Below are 17677 nucleotides of genomic sequence, written 5' to 3' on the forward strand. Positions count from 1 at the left end.
TTTGTTTATTGGTCTAAACAAAGTCTAACAAAATTAGGAGATTGCGTGTTTTTATTTGTCTGAATTTTTTCTGTACCCCAACATATATTTTAGAGCCTTTTCACTAAAAAAGACTCTCCATCTTGATCATTCTGGAGAGTCTTTTTGTTTCTAATTTTAAGCCATTACCTTGCAAATATCATTGGTGAACTCAACAGGGTCCTGAATAGGTAACCCTTCGATGAGTAATGCCTGGTTGTATAAGAGATTGGTGTAAAGGTGTAATGTTTCTTCATCATTGTTAGCAAATGCTGTTTGTAAGGAGCGGAACACGTCATGGTTGGCGTTAATCTCGAGAATTTTGTCCGCTTTAATGTTCTGATTATCCGGCATTTGACTGATGACTTTTTCCATTTCAATGGAAATTTCTCCATCCGCGGTCAGACATACAGGATGTGATTTCAATCGCTTCGAAACTTTCACATCTTTTACTTTTCCAGATAGAACTTCCTTCATTTTGTCAAAGAGTTCCTTATTTTCCTTCTCCTCATTTTCGGTTTCCTCTTTAGATTCTTCATCTTCTATGCCTAAATCACCACTGGAGACAGATCTGAATTCTTTGTCGTTATACATGTTTATCATTTTAATCGCGAATTCATCTACTTCTTCGGTGAAATATAAAATTTCATATCCTTTGTCAAGCACAAGCTCCGTTTGCGGCAGTTTTTCAATGCGGTCAATGGAATCTCCTGTTGCATAATAAATGTACTTCTGGTCTTCCGGCATTCTGGAAATATACTCATCCAGACTGACTGGCTTTTTCTCCTTTGAAGAGTAGAACAACAGCAAGTCCTGTAGTGTTTCTTTGTCTTGTCCAAAATTATTATAAACACCGAATTTAAGCTGTCTGCCAAAGGTTTCAAAGAATTTTTCATAGTTTTCCCGGTCATTCTTCAGCATTTTCTTCAATTCATTTTTAATCTTTTTGTTTAGATTTTTCTGGATGAGTCTGACCTGGCGATCCTGCTGCAGCATTTCACGGGAGATATTCAGTGACAGATCTTCAGAGTCAACCAGGCCTTTCACAAAACTGAAGTAATCCGGCAATAAATCAGCACATTTATGCATAATGAGGACACCATTTGAATAAAGCTCAAGTCCTTTTTCATAGTCCTGTGTATAATAATCAAACGGTATACTTTCTGGGATATAGAGAATAGAGTCAAAACGAATGGTTCCGTCTACCTGAATGTGCATATGTTTAAGTGGTTTGTCGAAACCATACCGTTTTTCATTATAAAAATTCTCATAGTCTTCTTTGGCTAATTCGTTTTTGTTCTTTTTCCAAATAGGGACCATACTATTAACCACTTGTTCTTCTGTAACCTTCTCCAGCTCTTCCTCATTGTCTTCTTTAGGGCGCTCTTCAGTTATATCCATTTTAATTGGATAACGGATGAAATCAGAGTATTTTTTTATAATGTCCTGAAGACGATGTTGTTCGAGAAACTCATCGTACGTTTCATCTTCTGTATTTTCCTTAATGTTTAGCACGATGACAGTTCCAGGACCTTCTTTCGTATATTCTTCAATCGTGTAACCTTCTGTCCCTTCAGATTGCCATTTCCAGGCTTTGTCACTCTCGAGAGACTTGGTATACACAGTTACAACGTCTGCAACCATAAACGCAGCATAGAATCCTACACCAAACTGACCGATGATATCATGGCCATCTTCAATCTCAGTTTCATTCTTAAAGTTAAGGGTGCCACTTTCAGCAATGGTTCCCAAATTATTTTCCAGTTCTTCTTTGGTCATTCCGATTCCCGTGTCTCTAATCGTCAATGTACGCTGGTCCTTATCAGCTTCCACTTTGATGTAGTATTGATCTTTCTCAAAGGTCAAGGAATCATCCGAAAGGGCTCTGTAATAGATTTTATCAATCGCATCGCTGGCGTTTGAAATTAACTCACGTAAAAAGACTTCCTTTTTAGAGTAAATCGAGTTAATCATCATTTCCAGCAGGCGCTTGGATTCAGCCTGAAATTCTCGTTTTTCCATGATTATCTCTCCCTTCTTCTATCATCAATCTTATTAATTTGTTTATTATTCCTTTAGCACTCACTGACTTAAAATGCTAACAATAATTAAATATCATAAATAGAAATGGCTGTCAATCATCCCTTAATCTGAAAGCATTTCATTATTGATGAGATAATGATAGATAAATTAATAAATGGCTGTAAAAACCATTTAACCTGTGTTTATAAATGGTATTGTTCTTCAACGACTCTATATTAAAAGGAAAAAGCACACCAAAACGCTTAGCGACTTGGTATGCTTTTTCACTAACAATTCTATTGAGCCTGTTTAAGTTAAATCACTTGGATTTTTCCTGGATTAGATTCGGTTACTTCCCCGATAATTGCTGATTGAACATCCTTTTTCTCAAGCTTGGACTGTATTTCTTTTGCATCCTTTTCCGGAACAGCTATTAACAGTCCTCCAGAAGTTATGGCATCACAAAGTATAATCTGATCAATTTCACTAATGGAAGAATCATATTCCACTCGATCACTTAACCATTTGTGATTTTTCTTAGAGCCACCTGGCACGACATCCTGTTTAGCTAACTCACGGGTTTTAGGTAAAACAGGAATTTGATCCATCTTTAAGGTTATTCCTGTCTGACTACCTTCAGCCATTTCGCTGGTATGTCCTAATAAACCGAAGCCGGTTACATCTGTACAGGCATGCACCTCATAGTCCTCCATAATTTCTGCCGCTTCTTTGTTTAAAGTAGCCATTACATTCATCACTTGATCAACATCATCTGTACCAAGCAGATCTCTTTTGATTGCTGTGGTTAAGATTCCTACACCAATTGGCTTTGTCAGGATAATTTGATCACCCGGCTTTGCTCCTACGTTAGTACGTATTTTATCCGGATGGACAGTACCAGTTACGGAAAGGCCGAACTTCGGCTCCTGATCATCGATCGAATGTCCTCCGACCAGTGCTGCGCCAGCTTCTCTGACTTTATCTGAAGAACCGGCCAAAATATCAGCTAAAATACTTTTATCTAATGTATTAACCGGAAAACCTACAATATTCATGGCCGTAATTGGTTTTCCGCCCATAGCATATACATCACTAAGAGCATTTGCTGCAGCGATCTGTCCAAACATATATGGATCATCCACAATAGGTGTAAAGTAATCAAGAGTCTGAACAAGGGCTGTATCATCATTTATTTTATATACCCCTGCGTCATCAGCTGTATCTAATCCTACCAGTAAATTCGGATTGGGCTCGTTTTCAGGTAAATGCCGCAGAACCTGCGACAGGTCTTCTGGACCAATTTTACATCCTCAGCCACCTTTAGTTGTCATTGAAGTTAGTTTAAAAATTTCTTCATCTGACATCTATATCCCTCCATTCTTATGAAGGTAGTCAACTTTTATTATACAAAAGCACACCTTCTTTAGTAAATCAGGTGCATCCAAAACGGTACTTACTAATTGTAACACATTAAAATGAAACCTTTGGGAATTCTATACCATGGAGGTGGTAAACATGCCAGGTCCGTATTTATGTCCCAATTGCAAAACGAATAAGTCCCGTTTCAATCTTATTGAACAGGTTGCAACTCCGATGAAGCTGGACCCGCAAACTGGTGATGTTCTTGAGGAGTTCAGCAATGAAAATACAGGGGTTATGCATGTCTCTTATAATGGCCCGGACTATAAGGTACAATGTGGTGTGTGCGGTTTGATTGAAGATGAACAAACGTTTATTAAACATGCGGAATATGATCAAAAAAATTCATAGGCCTTTTCTTAATTGCATAAAAAAACAAGCCCGTTTCAGGCTTGTTTTTTTATGCTAACTATTGAAGTTCCGTTGCCAGATCAGCACTACTGCTTAGTCCTGCTGCTTCAAAGACTGGCGCTAATTTTTCGGTATAAACAGCAATTTTATCCTCTGCTTCCTTAAAATCATTATTTCCGGACTCAATGGCAGATTTATAGGCTTCAAAAGCGGCTTTTACATCTTTTACTGCTGACTTAAATGTATCAACTGTTTGATCTGTAAGTTGATCAGCTTCAACCAGCTCGTAGGAGTCTAATTTACTGATGGCTTCATCAGCTGCTGTAATTGCGTCTTCTTTTAGTGTCTCAGCATCTATGTCTTCACTGTCCAGGGCTGAAATATAGTCATTTACCGCTGTATACTCAGCACGGATTGTGTTGGCAATCCCAACATGATTTTTCAGTAGTGCTCCAGTGTCATCTGCATTCTCTGTTGACTCAGAGTCTTCAGCAGCTTTTGTTTCCCCGGAGGCATTTGTATCTTCTGTTGATGAATCCTCCCCATTACTGCCGCATGCTGTCGCAACAGATAAGACTAGTACAAAAATAAGTAGCATAAATAGTTTTTTCATATAGTTCTCCCCCTTTTTATATTCCATTTAGAAGTTTACGATTTAAAATTGTAAAAGTAAACAACTTGGTGAAATGTTTTACTAGGTGCAAAATTCGAAATAATATATTTACTTACTACGGTGTATAAATATAAAGTGAAACTTCTATCAGTGAGGGGGTTACGGCGATAAATAAGGAACTGACCTGCACGAATCCAGGCTAGTTCCTTACAAACATCCTTATATATTCGACAAAATTCAAACAAACGTTTGATTGAATTCGACTAATCACCCTAAATACCGATGATATACACTTTTTGCTTCGTTTATATCCTTCGTACCATGAATTAACACTCGCCCATCCTTAAAAATAACCATTCGGTGCTGATCAATCAAAACGGATAATAGAAAAGGATTCTGGGTTTGGATTTCCCCCTGTTCCCCCAGGATATTTGATAAATCATCCAGGTTGCGATCACCCGGACTGGAAGGTCGAATTTGAACAGTATCCCGTCCGCACAAAACAGCCGTTTTTGTCTGATTTTCATAGGAAAGGTTCGGATAGGTTTGCTTTTTACCACAGGAGAGACAATCATCCTTTTTTAATTTATCTACCTTGATTGCTGTATGCTGATTATGCCATAGGTCAAAGGAGACCAGCTTCTTCCTTAATGACTCATAATCTTCCACCAGTATTTTTAAAGCTTCCGTAACCTGATAGGAAACAACCATATGCACAGCCGAGCTTATAATCCCTACAGTGTCACATGTCATCCCACCCATGGGGACATTTTCAAGCAAACAGTGGAGACAAGGGGTTTCTCCTGGCAATATGGTATAAGTAATCCCATAGCTCCCCACGCAGGCTCCGTATATCCACGGAATTTGTGCTTTTTGAGAAATATCATTAATCATCAGTCGTATATCAAAATTATCCGTGGCATCCATAATCAGATGGATATCCTGTTCGACTAACTGCTCTAATTCTTCTGGAGAAGCATCCATGATATGCGCTTCTATATCAACATCCGAATTAATTTTACTCAATCGTCTTTTAGCTGCAACAGCTTTAGGCAATCGATCTTCAGCATCACTCTCGTCATAAAGCTGCTGCCTCTGTAAATTACTCCATTCCACATAATCCCGGTCAACAATGGTCAGTTTTCCTACACCTGCACGTACTAATGCTTCGGCGCTGGCGGTACCAAGGGCTCCAGCACCAATGACAAGAACATGCTTTTGTCGTATTTTTTCTTGACCGTCTTTTCCGATTGGTGCAAATATTTCATGTCGTGAATATCTTTCTGTCACCCAATACTCATCCCTTCTGTTGGACTGCTTGCTGTTGCATAACGTTTCCTGGGGATTCGTCCTGCTTCATATCCCAAACGGCCCGCTTCTATTGCAAGCTTCATCGCCCTGGCCATTTTCACAGGATGTTCAGCTCCTGAAACGGCTGTATTTAGCAGAACCCCATCAGCACCTAACTCCATAGCCATAGCTGCATCTTTAGGACTTCCAATCCCTGCATCGACAATGACAGGCACATTTGCTTTTTCAATGATAAAGCTTAAATTCAAAGGATTGATAATTCCCTGGCCAGAACCTATTGGAGATGCTCCAGGCATAATGGCATGACAGCCCAGTTCTTCCAACCGGCTGGCTAACATGACATCATCCGAGGTGTAAGGCAGGACGATAAATCCTTCATTCAGGAGCTCTTCAGATGCTTTTAATGTTTCAACGGGGTCCGGTAACAGAGTCTTTTCATCCCCAATCACTTCTACCTTAATCATATCACACAATCCGCTTGCTTTGGCCAATTTCGCAGTACGTACAGCCTCGTCTGCTGTTTTTGCCCCCGCTGTATTTGGCAGAAGACTGTACTTTTCCACATCAATTTTTTCCAGAAAGTTCGGCTGATCAGGCTTAAAGATATTCATTCTTCTGACTGAAAATGTAAGGATCTCTGTTTCCGACACATTTACGGCTTCTTTTTGGGTTTCAAAATCGGGATATTTACCCGTTCCTAATAGCAATCTCGATGAAAATTCATAAGGACCAATTTTTAGCATATTAACCACCTCCGACAAAGTGTACGAGTTCCAGTTTATCCCCATCAGACAAGGACTGACTCTGATTTTCTTTTTCCAGAATTTTTCCGTTCAGTTCTACAACAACTACCTTGTCATCAAGCTTAAGATAACTTAACAGGCTTGAAACTGAATCAATCTCAGACGGAATTTCCATATAATCACCATTGATAAGTAATTGCATAGTTAAGCCCTCCTTACTTAACCTGCTGAAATAATCTGTCAATTCGAAATGGCTCCACATCCGTAATCGTTTTCTTTCTCTCAATTAAATCTGTGATAATCATTCCTGTAATAGGAGAAAGTAAAATGCCATTTCGGAAATGTCCATTGGCAATGAATAAATGTGACCACTCAGGATGCTCTCCTAAATATGGGAGTCCATCCAATGATTGAGGGCGTGTACCTGCCCATGCTTTCTTCCATTCTGTTTCTTTAATGGAAGGTAAAATGAATTTTGCTTCTTCCATTAATTGAGCAATCCCTTCTACAGATACCGACCTGCTGAATGAATGTGGTTTTACAGTAGCACCAATGATCAGCCGGCCACCTGTTTTCGGAACGATATAACAGGAAGAACTGAAAATCGTATGTGTAAGCAGTGGTTTATGCGTAATAACAGAAAAGCTTTCGCCTTTAACTGGATAGCCTTTTAAATCCAATCCTGACTCCTGGATGAGCTGTGTCGTCCAGGCCCCGGCTGTAACAACTACCGAATGACTGTAAAAGTTTCCTTCATTGGTTGAAACTCCTATAACCCGATTTCCTTCTCTCAGGAAGCCCTTAACTTCACAATATTCTTTTAAATCTGTCCCTAAAGCAGCAGCGGATTTAAGCAATCCCATCGTGAAATCAGGAGCAGATACCTGTCCATCTCCTTCAATGTACATGGCTCCTTTCAAACTACTTGATAGCAGCGGTTCCTTATTTATGACTTCTTCAGGTGTAAGCCAATCAACCTGTTCACCTAATTGCTGTTGAGTTTCAATGATTTTCAGAAATTTTTCTCTCTCTTCATTTGTAAAAGCCATTTTCAGCATCCCATTTTTCCGAAAACCGATATCAATTCCGGCTAAATCTTTAATTTCCTCAGCCAATTCAGGAAATTGTTTACGACTTTCCCGTGCCAATTGAAACATGGGACTATCAGAGTCAAGTTCAACTTGAGCTCCAATCATTCCGGCTGCTGCTGAGGAGGCTTTCCCTCCCAATTGATCTTTTTCCAAAACTAAAGTCCTGTACCCCTTTTTCGACAGTTGAAAAGCTGTGGATCCTCCCATCACTCCTCCACCAATCACAATGGCATCATATTTCTTCACCATATCCCCCCTGTTCTATTCATTACTTGAAACATCTGTTTAGCTGCCTGATATGGATCTGCAGCCTCAAAAAACCCCGACATAACGGCAATACCTCTGGCACCTGCCAGTTTAATATCCTGGAGATTTTCCACATTCACTCCCCCTATGGCTATAACCGGAATTTGAACAAGTCTGCAGACCTCCCTTAGCTGGTCCAGTCCTTTAGGTGGCAGGCCCGGCTTTGATTTTGTCGGAAACACATGACCATAGAAAAGGTAATCGGCTCCCTCCTGTTCCGCTGTTAATGCTTCGTCCGGTGAATGACAGGAATATCCCGCCCTTAAGCCGGGAAACTGTTTTTTTACAGGTCGAATCGGAAGTGAGTGATGGGCAAGGTGCACACCATTTACTTTGCACGCTGAGGCCACATCCGCACGGTCGTTGATGATGATTTTAGATAAAGGAACCTCTTTATCTGCTAATTTCTCCACAATATGATAGATTTCAATTGCTGACCTGGACTTTTCACGAATATGTATCGCATCTACAAATGGATGAATCGTTGCTGCGATGGCTGTAAGTTTTTCAATAGACTGTTTTCCAGTTGAAATCGCATGTATTTCATTTCGTGTACCCATCACTCTATCCCCATCCTGGTTACCATATTTTATGATTTTCCTTATAGATTAGAAGACACACTTGCCTGTAGTGGCCATTGCTCCTGATTGTAAGCCATTTCCCAAAACGAATATTCATAAGCACTGCTGATCACAAAATGCTGTTTCATTCGTTCACGTTCTTCCTTTGTGCATTGGTCAGCAATGGTATTCAGACGATCAATTTGTTCATCCACTAATCCCTTAAACCATTCACCGCCATACGCCTCAATCCATTTCTGATAAACTGGCTCGTCAGGGGTATGATCTTTTAGCTTTTCTCCCACTTCATAGTAAAGCCAGTAGCATGGAAGAATGACAGCAATCACATCGCCCAGGTGCCCACTATAGGCAGCTCGATAAAGATGGGATGTATAGGCGTAAGCGGTTGGGGAAGGAATAAATTGCTTCTGGTCCTCTTCTGTAATATTTAATAATTCACTGAATGTACGATGCAATTCCATCTCAGCTTCATAAGTTCCACTGGCATGATTGGCCATACGATTCGTGGTAAATAAATCAGCGGCCTTCGCGGCTCCCAGTGATTGAACCTTGGCAAAGTGCGATAGATAATACGAATCCTGCATGACATAATAACGAAACCTTTCCAGAGGCAGACTTCCATCCCCAATTCCTTTTACGAATGCATGTTCAAAGCTTGCCTCCCAATAACGATCTGCTTCCTGTCTTAACTCCTCGGAAAACTTCATACAAAAACTCTCCTCTCCAATAAATTTTTTAACCAATAAAAAACCACTTCCCTTACCTCGCGTAAAGAAAGTGGTTGTTGTATACACTTATGGATATATACAGCACTCCACTTTCCTACGCCAGTATAAACTGGATCAGGTTCCAAGGGTCTTAAAGTCCGGACTTTAATCTCAGCCTTTTGAAGGCTCCCCTAGTGGTCCGTAAAACTATTCATTTTGTATTATCGTAACCATGGTTTACCAAATTGTCAACATCATTTAAAAAATTACAGACTAAAATGCTCCAGACTTTGGTCAACAATATCCTGATTAATCCCAATATAACGAAGGGTAATCTCAGGAGAGGAATGATTAAAAATATCCTGCAGCAAGGCAACATTCCTGTTCATGGTGTAATGCCAAAAACCAAACGTTTTACGCAGGCTGTGGGTTCCAAAATTTTGGATCCCCACTGTTTTCGCTGCTTGATTTAATACTTTATAGGCCTGAACCCGTTGCAGAGGTAAGTCGGTTTTATGGGAAGGAAAGAGATAGTCGTCATCTTCCTTGTCACGTATATAATCAGCAATAATGCCCCGCAATTCAGCATTTAATAAAAAACGCTTATTTTTTCTCGTTTTCGTTTCTTTAAGCGTAATATGAGTTTGGTTTCTGACGTCCTTCACCTGAAGTGGCAACAGGTCACTGATACGCAGTCCGGTATTGATTCCCATAACGAATAAAAAGTAGTTTCGCTCTGAAGTTTTTCTTAACTCCTGTTTCATTTCTTCAATTAACAGCCGGTCCCGAATAGGCTCCACTGTCTGCATTCCCTTACTTATGATGGCATGGAAATCAGATTTAATATTTTCTTTTCTTTTAGGATTCCGTTTTTTGGATTGATTTAATTTTTCAATCTTTCTATTTAATTCATATTCGCCGTACTTGTTGACTAAATACATATATTCTCCATCTGTTAAATAAACGTGTTCTGCATAAGGTTTTTTATTCACATTCTCACCCCCATTTTATGTAAGCTCTCTGTGGAAATGAATCGAAATCTGACGACCTGTTCCCCATCTCATTTTGCGAGAATGGCCTTTAAGTTGCTGCCATAGTTTTACAAATATAATGTTTTTTTCCCATTATAGAATCTTTGATTACCAATAAATTCATGAACGAATCTCTTCAATATGTATTATACCATATAATACTATTTTATGGTCAACCTGTTAAATAGTTATTATATAAAGCTTTCATTGGGTTTTCATAATGAAACATAATAAAGAATTTGTTTCTTTACATTTTCTTCAATCCATAAAGTGAAACTTCCATCAGTGGGGGTTTTCTCCATCCCCCACTGATGGTTAGTTGAACTTATCTGAACTTATCAGGAATTTACTGGCCGTTTATCCCCACGTCTTGTTGGGTTACCCTCTAGACCTGAAGTGGGGGGATTACAGCCAGTTAATGCGTGATAAAATAAAGGACTTAACATATTTTAGGGATATGTTAAGTCCTTTGCTATTCTTTACTAGCGAAAAATTCTTATGGAAGATATTTTATAATAAAAAACAAAACTAATGATGATCGTTAATAGTGCCGTTCCACCTATGATGTATGCTCCGTCCCAATAATGAGAACGACCCGTTAATACCCAGACCTTATAGGGAATATAAATAAACGCCGATATGATCAAAACAACCCAAAACAGTGAGAGAGCTTTATGTTTCACCGCTTTTAAAACAGTATCATCCTCGGCAAAAGTAATCATTGACAATCTCTTCAAAGCGAACAATAACACAAAAATTGCTGCTAGAAGGAATAATATGTCCATATGAATCCTCCTTGAAGTTTTATTTATCACAGATCATCAATAACCCAATAGATTTCATTGTTCTTTTTTCTAGTTGGTTTAAAACCTGCCTTTTCTAACACTCGCAAAGAAGGATGGTTCTGATCTGAACAGCTAGCTGTAATTTTCTTAACTTTTGGCTGTTGAAAACCCCACTGAACAATTGCCATTGCCATTTCGGTTGCATAGCCATTCCCTTGATAACTTGGAAGAATGCTATAGCCTAAATCCATCTCTCCATTTTCATCTGGTCCACCCTTAAATCCCATATCTCCAATAATGACATGGTCTTCGGTATGAAGAAGAATACCTTCCCACTCATTTTCTTCTGGATACTGGCTAAATCGATCAATTTTATAAGGGAGTAATGTTTTATAAACCTCCATTGGATACTCTGAAGGAACATGAAAATTTGTGAGCTTTTCTAATTCACGATTGCTGACTAATGAGGCTTTCATCATTTCAACGGTAAACGTAACTAAGGTAAGTCTATCCGTTTTTATATAGGGCATATTTTTACACACCTTCTCTATTTGAGTTTGTTATATCACCAATTTTCAGGTCTGTATTCGTTCCCTGATGAAAATAAAGCTGCCATCTGCCATTAATTTGTTTCCAAATAGAACTTCTTAAAGTATTTCGTTTCCTGGTATTATCCCTAATATAATAAATGGATAATACTGCACCGGCAGCCAGTGGATAGATTTCATAGTTATGTATCGTCATTTCTGTTAGAGCAACACCACTCTCAAGACATTCTTTTTTACCAAAAATCCTGCCTGAACTGCCGATTTCAAAAAAATCATCCGAAAGTATTCGGTCTAATTGGTCCCTGTTTTTTCGGACTTCCAAATTTATATGTTTTTCTTCTAACGCTTTCAGTTGCTGTTTGAGATCTTTATTCATTGAGTTATCCATTTTATTATGCACCTCGATTAACACTAATCACCAGATGAAAAGAAGCTCATTTTAATCTGAGATTTTGTCTTTTCTTCTGCTTTTACCTCTTCTAAGCTTTTTGGCTGTTTATTCCTGGGTGGTCTTTTGTGTCCTTTATATTTTCTCCAGGAGATAAATACATAAAGTAAATCCCCCCTTTTTCTGAGTGAAGTAATTTTTGCAATGTATGAACACATTTATGGTTTAAACTACGCCAGTATCTTTGCCATATAATATTCATCAAAAAGTTGTCCATCAATATAAAGTGAATCCTGCTTCGTTCCTTCTCTTATAAATCCCATTTTTTCATATAACGCAATGGCTGAATAATTTTTACTTACGACAGTTAATTCCAGCCGGTGAAGTTTATTTTCAACCGCCCACTTCTCCAGTTCTTCAAGTAATTGAGTACCTAATCCCTTTCCCTGATGTATGGATAACATGCCTATTACCAAATGGACAGAATGCTGATTTCTGGGTGAACTGCCTCCTATAGCCATGGCATAACCTGCTAATGAACTGTTTAATTCTGCTACTAAAACTGTAGAATTGTCAGTTTTTAATATACGATCAATCATTTCCTTCTGCTTTTTCAGATTTGGCTTTCTTTCCCCAGCTCCATACAGCATATAAGGAGATTCTGCCTCCACTTCTCTGATTAAATTCATCAATGGTTCTGCGTCATTATAACGAATAGTTCTGATATGCATATTTCCATCTCCTATCTGTTAATCATCTAAATCATGATCGGTGTCTTCATGCCTTCTTCCTGTTTTTCCAGGAGCTGACTAATCTGGAACCGTCAATACCATTACGTACGGCTGCTGATACAACTGCATATAGGATAAACAAAGATAGAATATAAATAGCTATTCCCAGCATATTTACGTTATCTCCCCTTTCTTAACGGATTGACCCTGTCTGTTTTGATTTCCCATGAAAAAGAATGTCAATAGAATGGCTGTAAAACCTCCTGTTAACTTGCCAATGATCATTGCAAACACCATTTCTTTCTCGATACCGGCAACAAAACCAAGATGCCCGCCAAAAACGAAGGCACCACTCACCGCGAAGGCCACATTTACCACTTTTCCCCGCTCATCCATATTTTTAAAGATCATAAACATCGGGATATGATGAGCAAATGATGAAATTAGTCCTGCTATGGATGTTTCATTAACCCTAAGGAAATGACCAAGTTTTCCTAATGGTTTCTTTAAAACTCTCTGTAAAAAAGTGACCATTGGAAAAGCTCCGGCCAGAAACAGTGCAATGGTTCCGACAATTTGGAACCCCTCAGTTACAGGTGTCATGTTGGGAATCACAATAAAACCTGTCATCGTTTCTATAGCAATCGCTGTTAAGCCGGTAATCGCAATTATTTTGATAACTTCCCCAAAGATTTTAAAACCCTTTATCATTTGATTGGGGATTTTCCATAATCCCACGGCAATAAACATGGATAGAATCACTGCAGGAAACAGGTTTTTAAGAATCATCACCAGATTAAATCCACCAACAGCTCCCCCGACAAAGCATCCTACAGGGATCGTGATCATACCAATCAGAATTCCTTTAGCAAATACGGGATGATCCTCTTTTCTGATGATTCCCAGTGCAACAGGGATGGTAAAGACAATCGTCGGTCCCAGCATAGTACCTAAAAACACCCAGGAAAACAGCTCGGCATCAGGAGACAGTGACATTTCCCGGGCTAATGCGTATCCACCCATATCCAGGGCAAGAAGGGAGTTTACAAAGGAAGCAGGGTCAGCACCAATGAAGGAGTAAACAGGCTTAATGACAGGTGTTAGTACATTAGCCAGAACAGGTGCGAGCGAGATAATTCCAACCATGGCTAAGGTTAGTCTCCCCATGGCCATAAACCCTTCCGTAAACGGCTCGCCATATCCATATTTATTTCCGAGCATATGATCAATTGCACCTAATATAAGAAAACAAACTACAATAATAACAATGATGTCGTTGATACCCATATTTTCCTCTTTCCTCTTTTTTAAATCTAAAATCTATTCTATAGCCGGGATAGAAACGATGGCGGTATCGTTTGTTATTAAATCCCATACATCTGATTATGAAGGGTTTTAGGCGTTTTCTATAGTTAGTCTCGTTTGTTTTCCAGTTTGCTTATGAAATAGACTGAAATAAAGTGTTTTATAGAAGTTTGTTACATTTGTCTTGATTCTGAAATTAGCTACCGTTAATTCATGTGACAATAGATGTTTTTCAGCTTCGTTTTAAGTTCCATCGACTTTCTATTCCTTCCCACCGTTTTATACCCTCTCTCCAAATAGTTATTTCTCTATATTTTGTCAGATTTATGCAATTATTGCAATTTTAAATTTTAGTAAAAAAGCACGCCTCCAATTAGAAGCACGCTTTCAGATTCATTAGTCAATTGAACTTTTCAATTGTGCATCCTGCTCATATCGGTCAATCGCAAGTTCAATTAACCGGTCGATCAACTCGGAATAAGGAATTCCGCTAATCTCCCAAAGCTTTGGATACATACTGATTTTTGTGAAGCCAGGTAATGTATTAATTTCATTTAAGACTAAAGTACCGTCTTTCTTCATAAAGAAATCAACGCGTGCCATTCCCTCGCATTCAAGGGCCTTAAAGGCATGAACAGCTGTTTTTTTCATACATTCCATTTCTTCTTCATTTAAGTTCGCCGGTGCTTCCAGCAGAGCCCCGCTTTCATCAATATATTTCGTTTCATAGGAGTAGAATTCTCCTTGTGGCAAAATTTCTCCCGGGGTGGATGCAATGGGATCATCATTGCCGAGTACAGAGCATTCAAGCTCTCTGCCCTCGATATTTTCCTCTAAAAGTACTTTATGATCATACGCAAATGCTTCCCGAATTCCTTCTTTAAATTCTTCCTCTGTATTTACTTTGCTTACACCAACTGAAGAACCCTGATTCGCCGGTTTAATGAAAAACGGGATCCCCAGCTTTTCTTTAACTTGATCAAAATGAATACGGTCTTTTTCTCTTCTCTTTACAGTAATGGACTCTGCTACGCTTATCCCTGCATCCTTCATCAAACGTTTCGCAATATCCTTATCCATACAGACCGCAGACCCCAATACATTTGTACCTACATAAGGAATATTAGCTAAACGCAGCATTCCCTGCAGACTTCCATCCTCTCCTAAAGTACCATGTACAATCGGGAAAATAACATCCAGTTGATCCAGCTCCACATTACCGTTTGCATTAATCAGTTGATGATCTGTCTCACCTGGAATAATCGCCACATGGTCATTGGATTTATTTAATTGAATGAGCTTTGGATTTTCTTTATTAAGTAAATAGTGAGATTGGTCATTAATATGCCATTTTCCCTCTTTGTCAATGCCGAGAAGGGTCACCTCATATTTTTCCGGATCAATGGCATCCACAATGTTTTTGGCAGATTGTAAGGATACCTCATGCTCAGCGGACTTTCCGCCAAAAATAATTCCAACTCTTCTTTTGTTTGTCATGTTCTTCCCTCCATAATGAAAACACGAACTTTACATTACATCATCCTCTTAATGGACTGTAGACATATTGAACCAATTTTCCGGATGATTATAAAAAGGCAGTGTATGTTTTTGTAGTTTACTTATGTATTTTCTGGTCCTTTTGTGCTCCTTATCATTTATTTTAGCAAAAGTGCTGTAAATAAGATATGCAGGAATGGCCATCTCCTTAAGAATTTACTTCCATAAATTCATTCGATGAATATCCTGCGTTTATGAATGCATTCGTGTCATTCGGTTTATTCATTCTGTAAAATTTGAGAGTTGAAATCATAAACCACTGAATTTCATCATCCCAGTGAATCGGGACTTGCTCCCTTTCTTCATAACAATTATTCCAAATTACTGCCATTTCGACAAGTTGTTCCTCATGATCTTTAAATGCTTGGTACATTTGGTACATGCCAATCAGACAAAAATTCTGAAAAGCTTACATTTTTTATAGATTATTTCATACAATTTTGTAGAGGTGATGGTAGTGGCAAGAGTAGCATATAACCAAAAAGATATTGATTTAATAGCAAGGATGGTGAGAGCGGAAGCCGAGGGTGAAGGACGTCTGGGAATGCTTATGGTTGGGAATGTCATTGTAAATCGAGCGAAAGCTGATTGTTTGGATTTTGAAGATGTAAGGTCCATACGAGAGGTAATTTTTCAGGTTCAAGGCGGAAATTTTGCTTTTGAAGCGGTACAAAAAGGGAATTTGTTTTATAGACCTGCCAGAGAATTAGAAAGAAGATTAGCTCGTCAAGTTGTGAAATATTGGAGACAGCATCCTTCTAAGTTTGCTCTTTGGTATTTTAATCCGTATGGTGAATGTCCTCCTTCATGGTACGGCCAACCGCATACAGGACAGTATAAACAACATTGTTATTATGAACCAGTAGCTAATACATGCGAAAGTGCTTATAGATATTAATAAGATATTAATAACATCCCCCGCATTATGTGGGGGATGTTATTAGGAAATAATTTTTTGGGCCATATCCATAACTGGAATCTATATGTTAAGCAAAGCTATGATTCCTTTCTAAGAATTTCTCTGTTTAATTCAGCAACGGAAGTTTTGCCTGATAAAGCCATACTCAGATCAAAGTCGGCAATTAGATTCCTGAGGACCTGTTTAACACCGTCCTCTCCTGCCAAAGCCAACCCATACATATAGGGCCTTCCGATTAAAACAGCTCTTGCGCCGATGGCTAAAGCCTTTATAATATCTGAGCCTCTTCGTATTCCACTATCCATAAGTACAGGGATACGATGTTCAACAGCATCGACAATTTCCGGTAATGCATCAATAGCGGGCACGGCTCCATCTACCTGTCTTCCTCCATGATTGCTTACAATAATTCCGTCTACCCCATGCTGGACAGCAAGCCTTGCATCTTCAGGGTGTAAAATCCCTTTTAACACAATTGGAAGTGAAGTCTGGGCTTTGATAAAGTCCAAATCTCCCCAGGTCAAAGAAGGGTTACCGAAAATTTGTGACCATAACAGAATAGCTGATGTCATATCCTCTTCCGGAGATTGATCTAAACGTGATAAAAAGACGGGATCATTTAAATAATTACCGATTCCCTCTGCCTGAAGAAATGGTAAGTAAGCGTGATCAATGTCCTTCTCTCTCCAGCCCATCATAGGCGTATCCAGGGTAATCACAATGGCACTGTATCCCGCTTTTTCCGCACGCTTAACCATACTGGCGGCAATTTCACGATCACTGCTCCAATAGAGTTGAAACCAACGTTCCTTATCCTCCATAACCTCAGATGTTTTTTCCAGATTATATGTAGAAGCTGTACTTGCAACAAACGGAACATTCATAGCTGCTGCAGCACGGGCGCTGGCCAGTTCACCTTCTGGATGTATAATCGATTGAACACCCACTGGAGCACACAAAATGGGAAATGATAGTTTTCTTCCAAATAATTCAGTACTCAGATCTCTATTTGATGTATCACGGAGCATTCTTGGGATGATGTTCCACTTTTCAAATGCCTGTTTATTTTTCCTCTTTGTCATCTCTGCTCCTGCAGACGCTGCCACATAATCATAGGGCTTTGCATCTAAATGTTCCTTCGCTTTTTGCTCCAGCTTTTCAAATGATGGAGGGATTATATTCTTTTCAACCCCCTGGTAGACCATTGCTTGTACTTCATTACCAAAACTCATACCCCCACCCCTTTAGAAA

General features: G+C 39.0%; 21 protein-coding genes and 1 riboswitch. Of the genes, 2 read left to right on the forward strand and 19 right to left on the reverse strand.

Annotation, left to right across the window (positions count from 1 at the left end):
- Window positions 1-156: 156 nt before the first annotated feature.
- Complete coding sequence (gene htpG, locus ABD006_RS00005; protein WP_343836157.1) at window positions 157-2040, reverse strand: molecular chaperone HtpG; 1884 nt, start codon at window positions 2038-2040, stop codon at window positions 157-159.
- Window positions 2041-2354: 314 nt separating this feature from the next.
- On the reverse strand, window positions 2355-3404 hold the full coding sequence (selD, locus tag ABD006_RS00010) for a selenide, water dikinase SelD (protein WP_343836160.1): 1050 nt from the start codon (window positions 3402-3404) through the stop codon (window positions 2355-2357).
- A 151-nt stretch (window positions 3405-3555) separates the two neighbouring features.
- Here selD and ABD006_RS00015 point away from each other — a divergent pair, with 151 nt between their 5' ends.
- Window positions 3556-3810, forward strand: a complete 255-nt coding sequence (locus tag ABD006_RS00015) for a DNA alkylation repair protein (RefSeq protein ID WP_343836163.1) — start codon at window positions 3556-3558, stop codon at window positions 3808-3810.
- Between the two features lie 58 nt (window positions 3811-3868).
- On the opposite strand, the gene ABD006_RS00020 is transcribed toward ABD006_RS00015, so the two are convergent.
- The 16 genes from ABD006_RS00020 to ABD006_RS00095 form a co-directional block, all read right to left on the reverse strand.
- Complete coding sequence (locus ABD006_RS00020) at window positions 3869-4423, reverse strand: hypothetical protein (RefSeq protein ID WP_343836165.1); 555 nt, start codon at window positions 4421-4423, stop codon at window positions 3869-3871.
- 267 nt (window positions 4424-4690) lie between these two features.
- Complete coding sequence (locus ABD006_RS00025) at window positions 4691-5713, reverse strand: thiazole biosynthesis adenylyltransferase ThiF (protein WP_343836167.1); 1023 nt, start codon at window positions 5711-5713, stop codon at window positions 4691-4693.
- A complete protein-coding gene (locus ABD006_RS00030; protein ID WP_343836169.1) occupies window positions 5710-6477 on the reverse strand; it encodes a thiazole synthase in 768 nt (255 codons plus the stop codon). Before ABD006_RS00030 ends, ABD006_RS00025 begins: the two co-directional genes overlap by 4 nt.
- A gap of 1 nt (window position 6478) precedes the next feature.
- Entirely contained in the window at window positions 6479-6679 is a 201-nt protein-coding gene (gene thiS / locus ABD006_RS00035) for a sulfur carrier protein ThiS (RefSeq protein WP_343836172.1), read from the reverse strand.
- Between the two features lie 13 nt (window positions 6680-6692).
- Window positions 6693-7817 carry a glycine oxidase ThiO gene (gene thiO / locus ABD006_RS00040; protein ID WP_343836175.1) on the reverse strand — a complete coding sequence of 375 codons (1125 nt, stop codon included), beginning with the start codon at window positions 7815-7817 and terminating at the stop codon, window positions 6693-6695.
- Window positions 7811-8434, reverse strand: a complete 624-nt coding sequence (gene tenI, locus ABD006_RS00045; RefSeq protein ID WP_343836177.1) for a thiazole tautomerase TenI — start codon at window positions 8432-8434, stop codon at window positions 7811-7813. Before tenI ends, thiO begins: the two co-directional genes overlap by 7 nt.
- Before the next feature lie 41 nt (window positions 8435-8475).
- Window positions 8476-9162: a thiaminase II gene (tenA, locus tag ABD006_RS00050; RefSeq protein WP_343836179.1), complete on the reverse strand. Its 687-nt coding sequence runs from the start codon at window positions 9160-9162 to the stop codon at window positions 8476-8478.
- A gap of 95 nt (window positions 9163-9257) precedes the next feature.
- Window positions 9258-9365, reverse strand: a riboswitch (TPP riboswitch).
- Window positions 9366-9428: 63 nt separating this feature from the next.
- Complete coding sequence (locus ABD006_RS00055; protein ID WP_343837704.1) at window positions 9429-9971, reverse strand: site-specific integrase; 543 nt, start codon at window positions 9969-9971, stop codon at window positions 9429-9431.
- A 704-nt stretch (window positions 9972-10675) separates the two neighbouring features.
- The gene (locus ABD006_RS00060) at window positions 10676-10978 is read right to left on the reverse strand and encodes a hypothetical protein (RefSeq protein WP_343836181.1); all 303 of its coding nucleotides are present in this window, start codon (window positions 10976-10978) and stop codon (window positions 10676-10678) included.
- 26 nt (window positions 10979-11004) lie between these two features.
- Complete coding sequence (locus tag ABD006_RS00065; protein ID WP_343836183.1) at window positions 11005-11508, reverse strand: GNAT family N-acetyltransferase; 504 nt, start codon at window positions 11506-11508, stop codon at window positions 11005-11007.
- Window positions 11509-11512: 4 nt separating this feature from the next.
- Complete coding sequence (locus ABD006_RS00070) at window positions 11513-11914, reverse strand: nuclear transport factor 2 family protein (protein ID WP_343836185.1); 402 nt, start codon at window positions 11912-11914, stop codon at window positions 11513-11515.
- Between the two features lie 230 nt (window positions 11915-12144).
- Entirely contained in the window at window positions 12145-12645 is a 501-nt protein-coding gene (locus tag ABD006_RS00075) for a GNAT family N-acetyltransferase (protein WP_343836186.1), read from the reverse strand.
- Between the two features lie 46 nt (window positions 12646-12691).
- On the reverse strand, window positions 12692-12817 hold the full coding sequence (locus ABD006_RS00080; RefSeq protein WP_343836188.1) for a hypothetical protein: 126 nt from the start codon (window positions 12815-12817) through the stop codon (window positions 12692-12694).
- Between the two features lie 2 nt (window positions 12818-12819).
- A complete protein-coding gene (eutH, locus tag ABD006_RS00085; RefSeq protein WP_343836190.1) occupies window positions 12820-13932 on the reverse strand; it encodes an ethanolamine utilization protein EutH in 1113 nt (370 codons plus the stop codon).
- 414 nt (window positions 13933-14346) lie between these two features.
- The gene (gene ddlA, locus ABD006_RS00090; protein ID WP_343836192.1) at window positions 14347-15447 is read right to left on the reverse strand and encodes a D-alanine--D-alanine ligase; all 1101 of its coding nucleotides are present in this window, start codon (window positions 15445-15447) and stop codon (window positions 14347-14349) included.
- Between the two features lie 208 nt (window positions 15448-15655).
- The gene (locus ABD006_RS00095; RefSeq protein WP_343836194.1) at window positions 15656-15889 is read right to left on the reverse strand and encodes a hypothetical protein; all 234 of its coding nucleotides are present in this window, start codon (window positions 15887-15889) and stop codon (window positions 15656-15658) included.
- Window positions 15890-15964: 75 nt separating this feature from the next.
- On the opposite strand from ABD006_RS00095, the gene ABD006_RS00100 reads away from it, so the two are divergent.
- Window positions 15965-16405 (forward strand): cell wall hydrolase, encoded by a 441-nt coding sequence (locus ABD006_RS00100; protein ID WP_425542158.1) that lies wholly within the window; start codon window positions 15965-15967, stop codon window positions 16403-16405.
- Between the two features lie 98 nt (window positions 16406-16503).
- Here the strand turns inward: ABD006_RS00100 and ABD006_RS00105 are convergent, their stop codons facing one another.
- The gene (locus ABD006_RS00105) at window positions 16504-17658 is read right to left on the reverse strand and encodes a lactate 2-monooxygenase (RefSeq protein WP_343836198.1); all 1155 of its coding nucleotides are present in this window, start codon (window positions 17656-17658) and stop codon (window positions 16504-16506) included.
- Window positions 17659-17677: the final 19 nt, after the last annotated feature.

Source organism: Salinibacillus aidingensis, from assembly GCF_039522525.1.
Lineage (GTDB): Bacteria > Bacillota > Bacilli > Bacillales > Alkalibacillaceae > Salinibacillus > Salinibacillus aidingensis.

Bases quoted from the DNA above. Each gene is read 5' to 3' on its own strand.
- eutH (WP_343836190.1), bottom strand. From the start codon at position 13,932: ATGGGTATCAACGACATCATTGTTATTATTGTAGTTTGTTTTCTTATA.
- ABD006_RS00055 (WP_343837704.1), bottom strand. From the start codon at position 9,971: ATGCAGACAGTGGAGCCTATTCGGGACCGGCTGTTAATTGAAGAAATG.
- ABD006_RS00015 (WP_343836163.1), top strand. From the start codon at position 3,556: ATGCCAGGTCCGTATTTATGTCCCAATTGCAAAACGAATAAGTCCCGT.
- ABD006_RS00095 (WP_343836194.1), bottom strand. From the start codon at position 15,889: ATGTACCAAATGTACCAAGCATTTAAAGATCATGAGGAACAACTTGTC.
- ABD006_RS00080 (WP_343836188.1), bottom strand. From the start codon at position 12,817: ATGCTGGGAATAGCTATTTATATTCTATCTTTGTTTATCCTATATGCA.
- ddlA (WP_343836192.1), bottom strand. From the start codon at position 15,447: ATGACAAACAAAAGAAGAGTTGGAATTATTTTTGGCGGAAAGTCCGCT.
- htpG (WP_343836157.1), bottom strand. From the start codon at position 2,040: ATGGAAAAACGAGAATTTCAGGCTGAATCCAAGCGCCTGCTGGAAATG.
- thiO (WP_343836175.1), bottom strand. From the start codon at position 7,817: ATGGTGAAGAAATATGATGCCATTGTGATTGGTGGAGGAGTGATGGGA.
- thiS (WP_343836172.1), bottom strand. From the start codon at position 6,679: ATGCAATTACTTATCAATGGTGATTATATGGAAATTCCGTCTGAGATT.
- ABD006_RS00105 (WP_343836198.1), bottom strand. From the start codon at position 17,658: ATGAGTTTTGGTAATGAAGTACAAGCAATGGTCTACCAGGGGGTTGAA.
- ABD006_RS00070 (WP_343836185.1), bottom strand. From the start codon at position 11,914: ATGGATAACTCAATGAATAAAGATCTCAAACAGCAACTGAAAGCGTTA.
- ABD006_RS00020 (WP_343836165.1), bottom strand. From the start codon at position 4,423: ATGAAAAAACTATTTATGCTACTTATTTTTGTACTAGTCTTATCTGTT.
- tenI (WP_343836177.1), bottom strand. From the start codon at position 8,434: ATGGGTACACGAAATGAAATACATGCGATTTCAACTGGAAAACAGTCT.
- ABD006_RS00060 (WP_343836181.1), bottom strand. From the start codon at position 10,978: ATGGACATATTATTCCTTCTAGCAGCAATTTTTGTGTTATTGTTCGCT.
- ABD006_RS00075 (WP_343836186.1), bottom strand. From the start codon at position 12,645: ATGCATATCAGAACTATTCGTTATAATGACGCAGAACCATTGATGAAT.
- ABD006_RS00065 (WP_343836183.1), bottom strand. From the start codon at position 11,508: ATGCCCTATATAAAAACGGATAGACTTACCTTAGTTACGTTTACCGTT.
- ABD006_RS00030 (WP_343836169.1), bottom strand. From the start codon at position 6,477: ATGCTAAAAATTGGTCCTTATGAATTTTCATCGAGATTGCTATTAGGA.
- tenA (WP_343836179.1), bottom strand. From the start codon at position 9,162: ATGAAGTTTTCCGAGGAGTTAAGACAGGAAGCAGATCGTTATTGGGAG.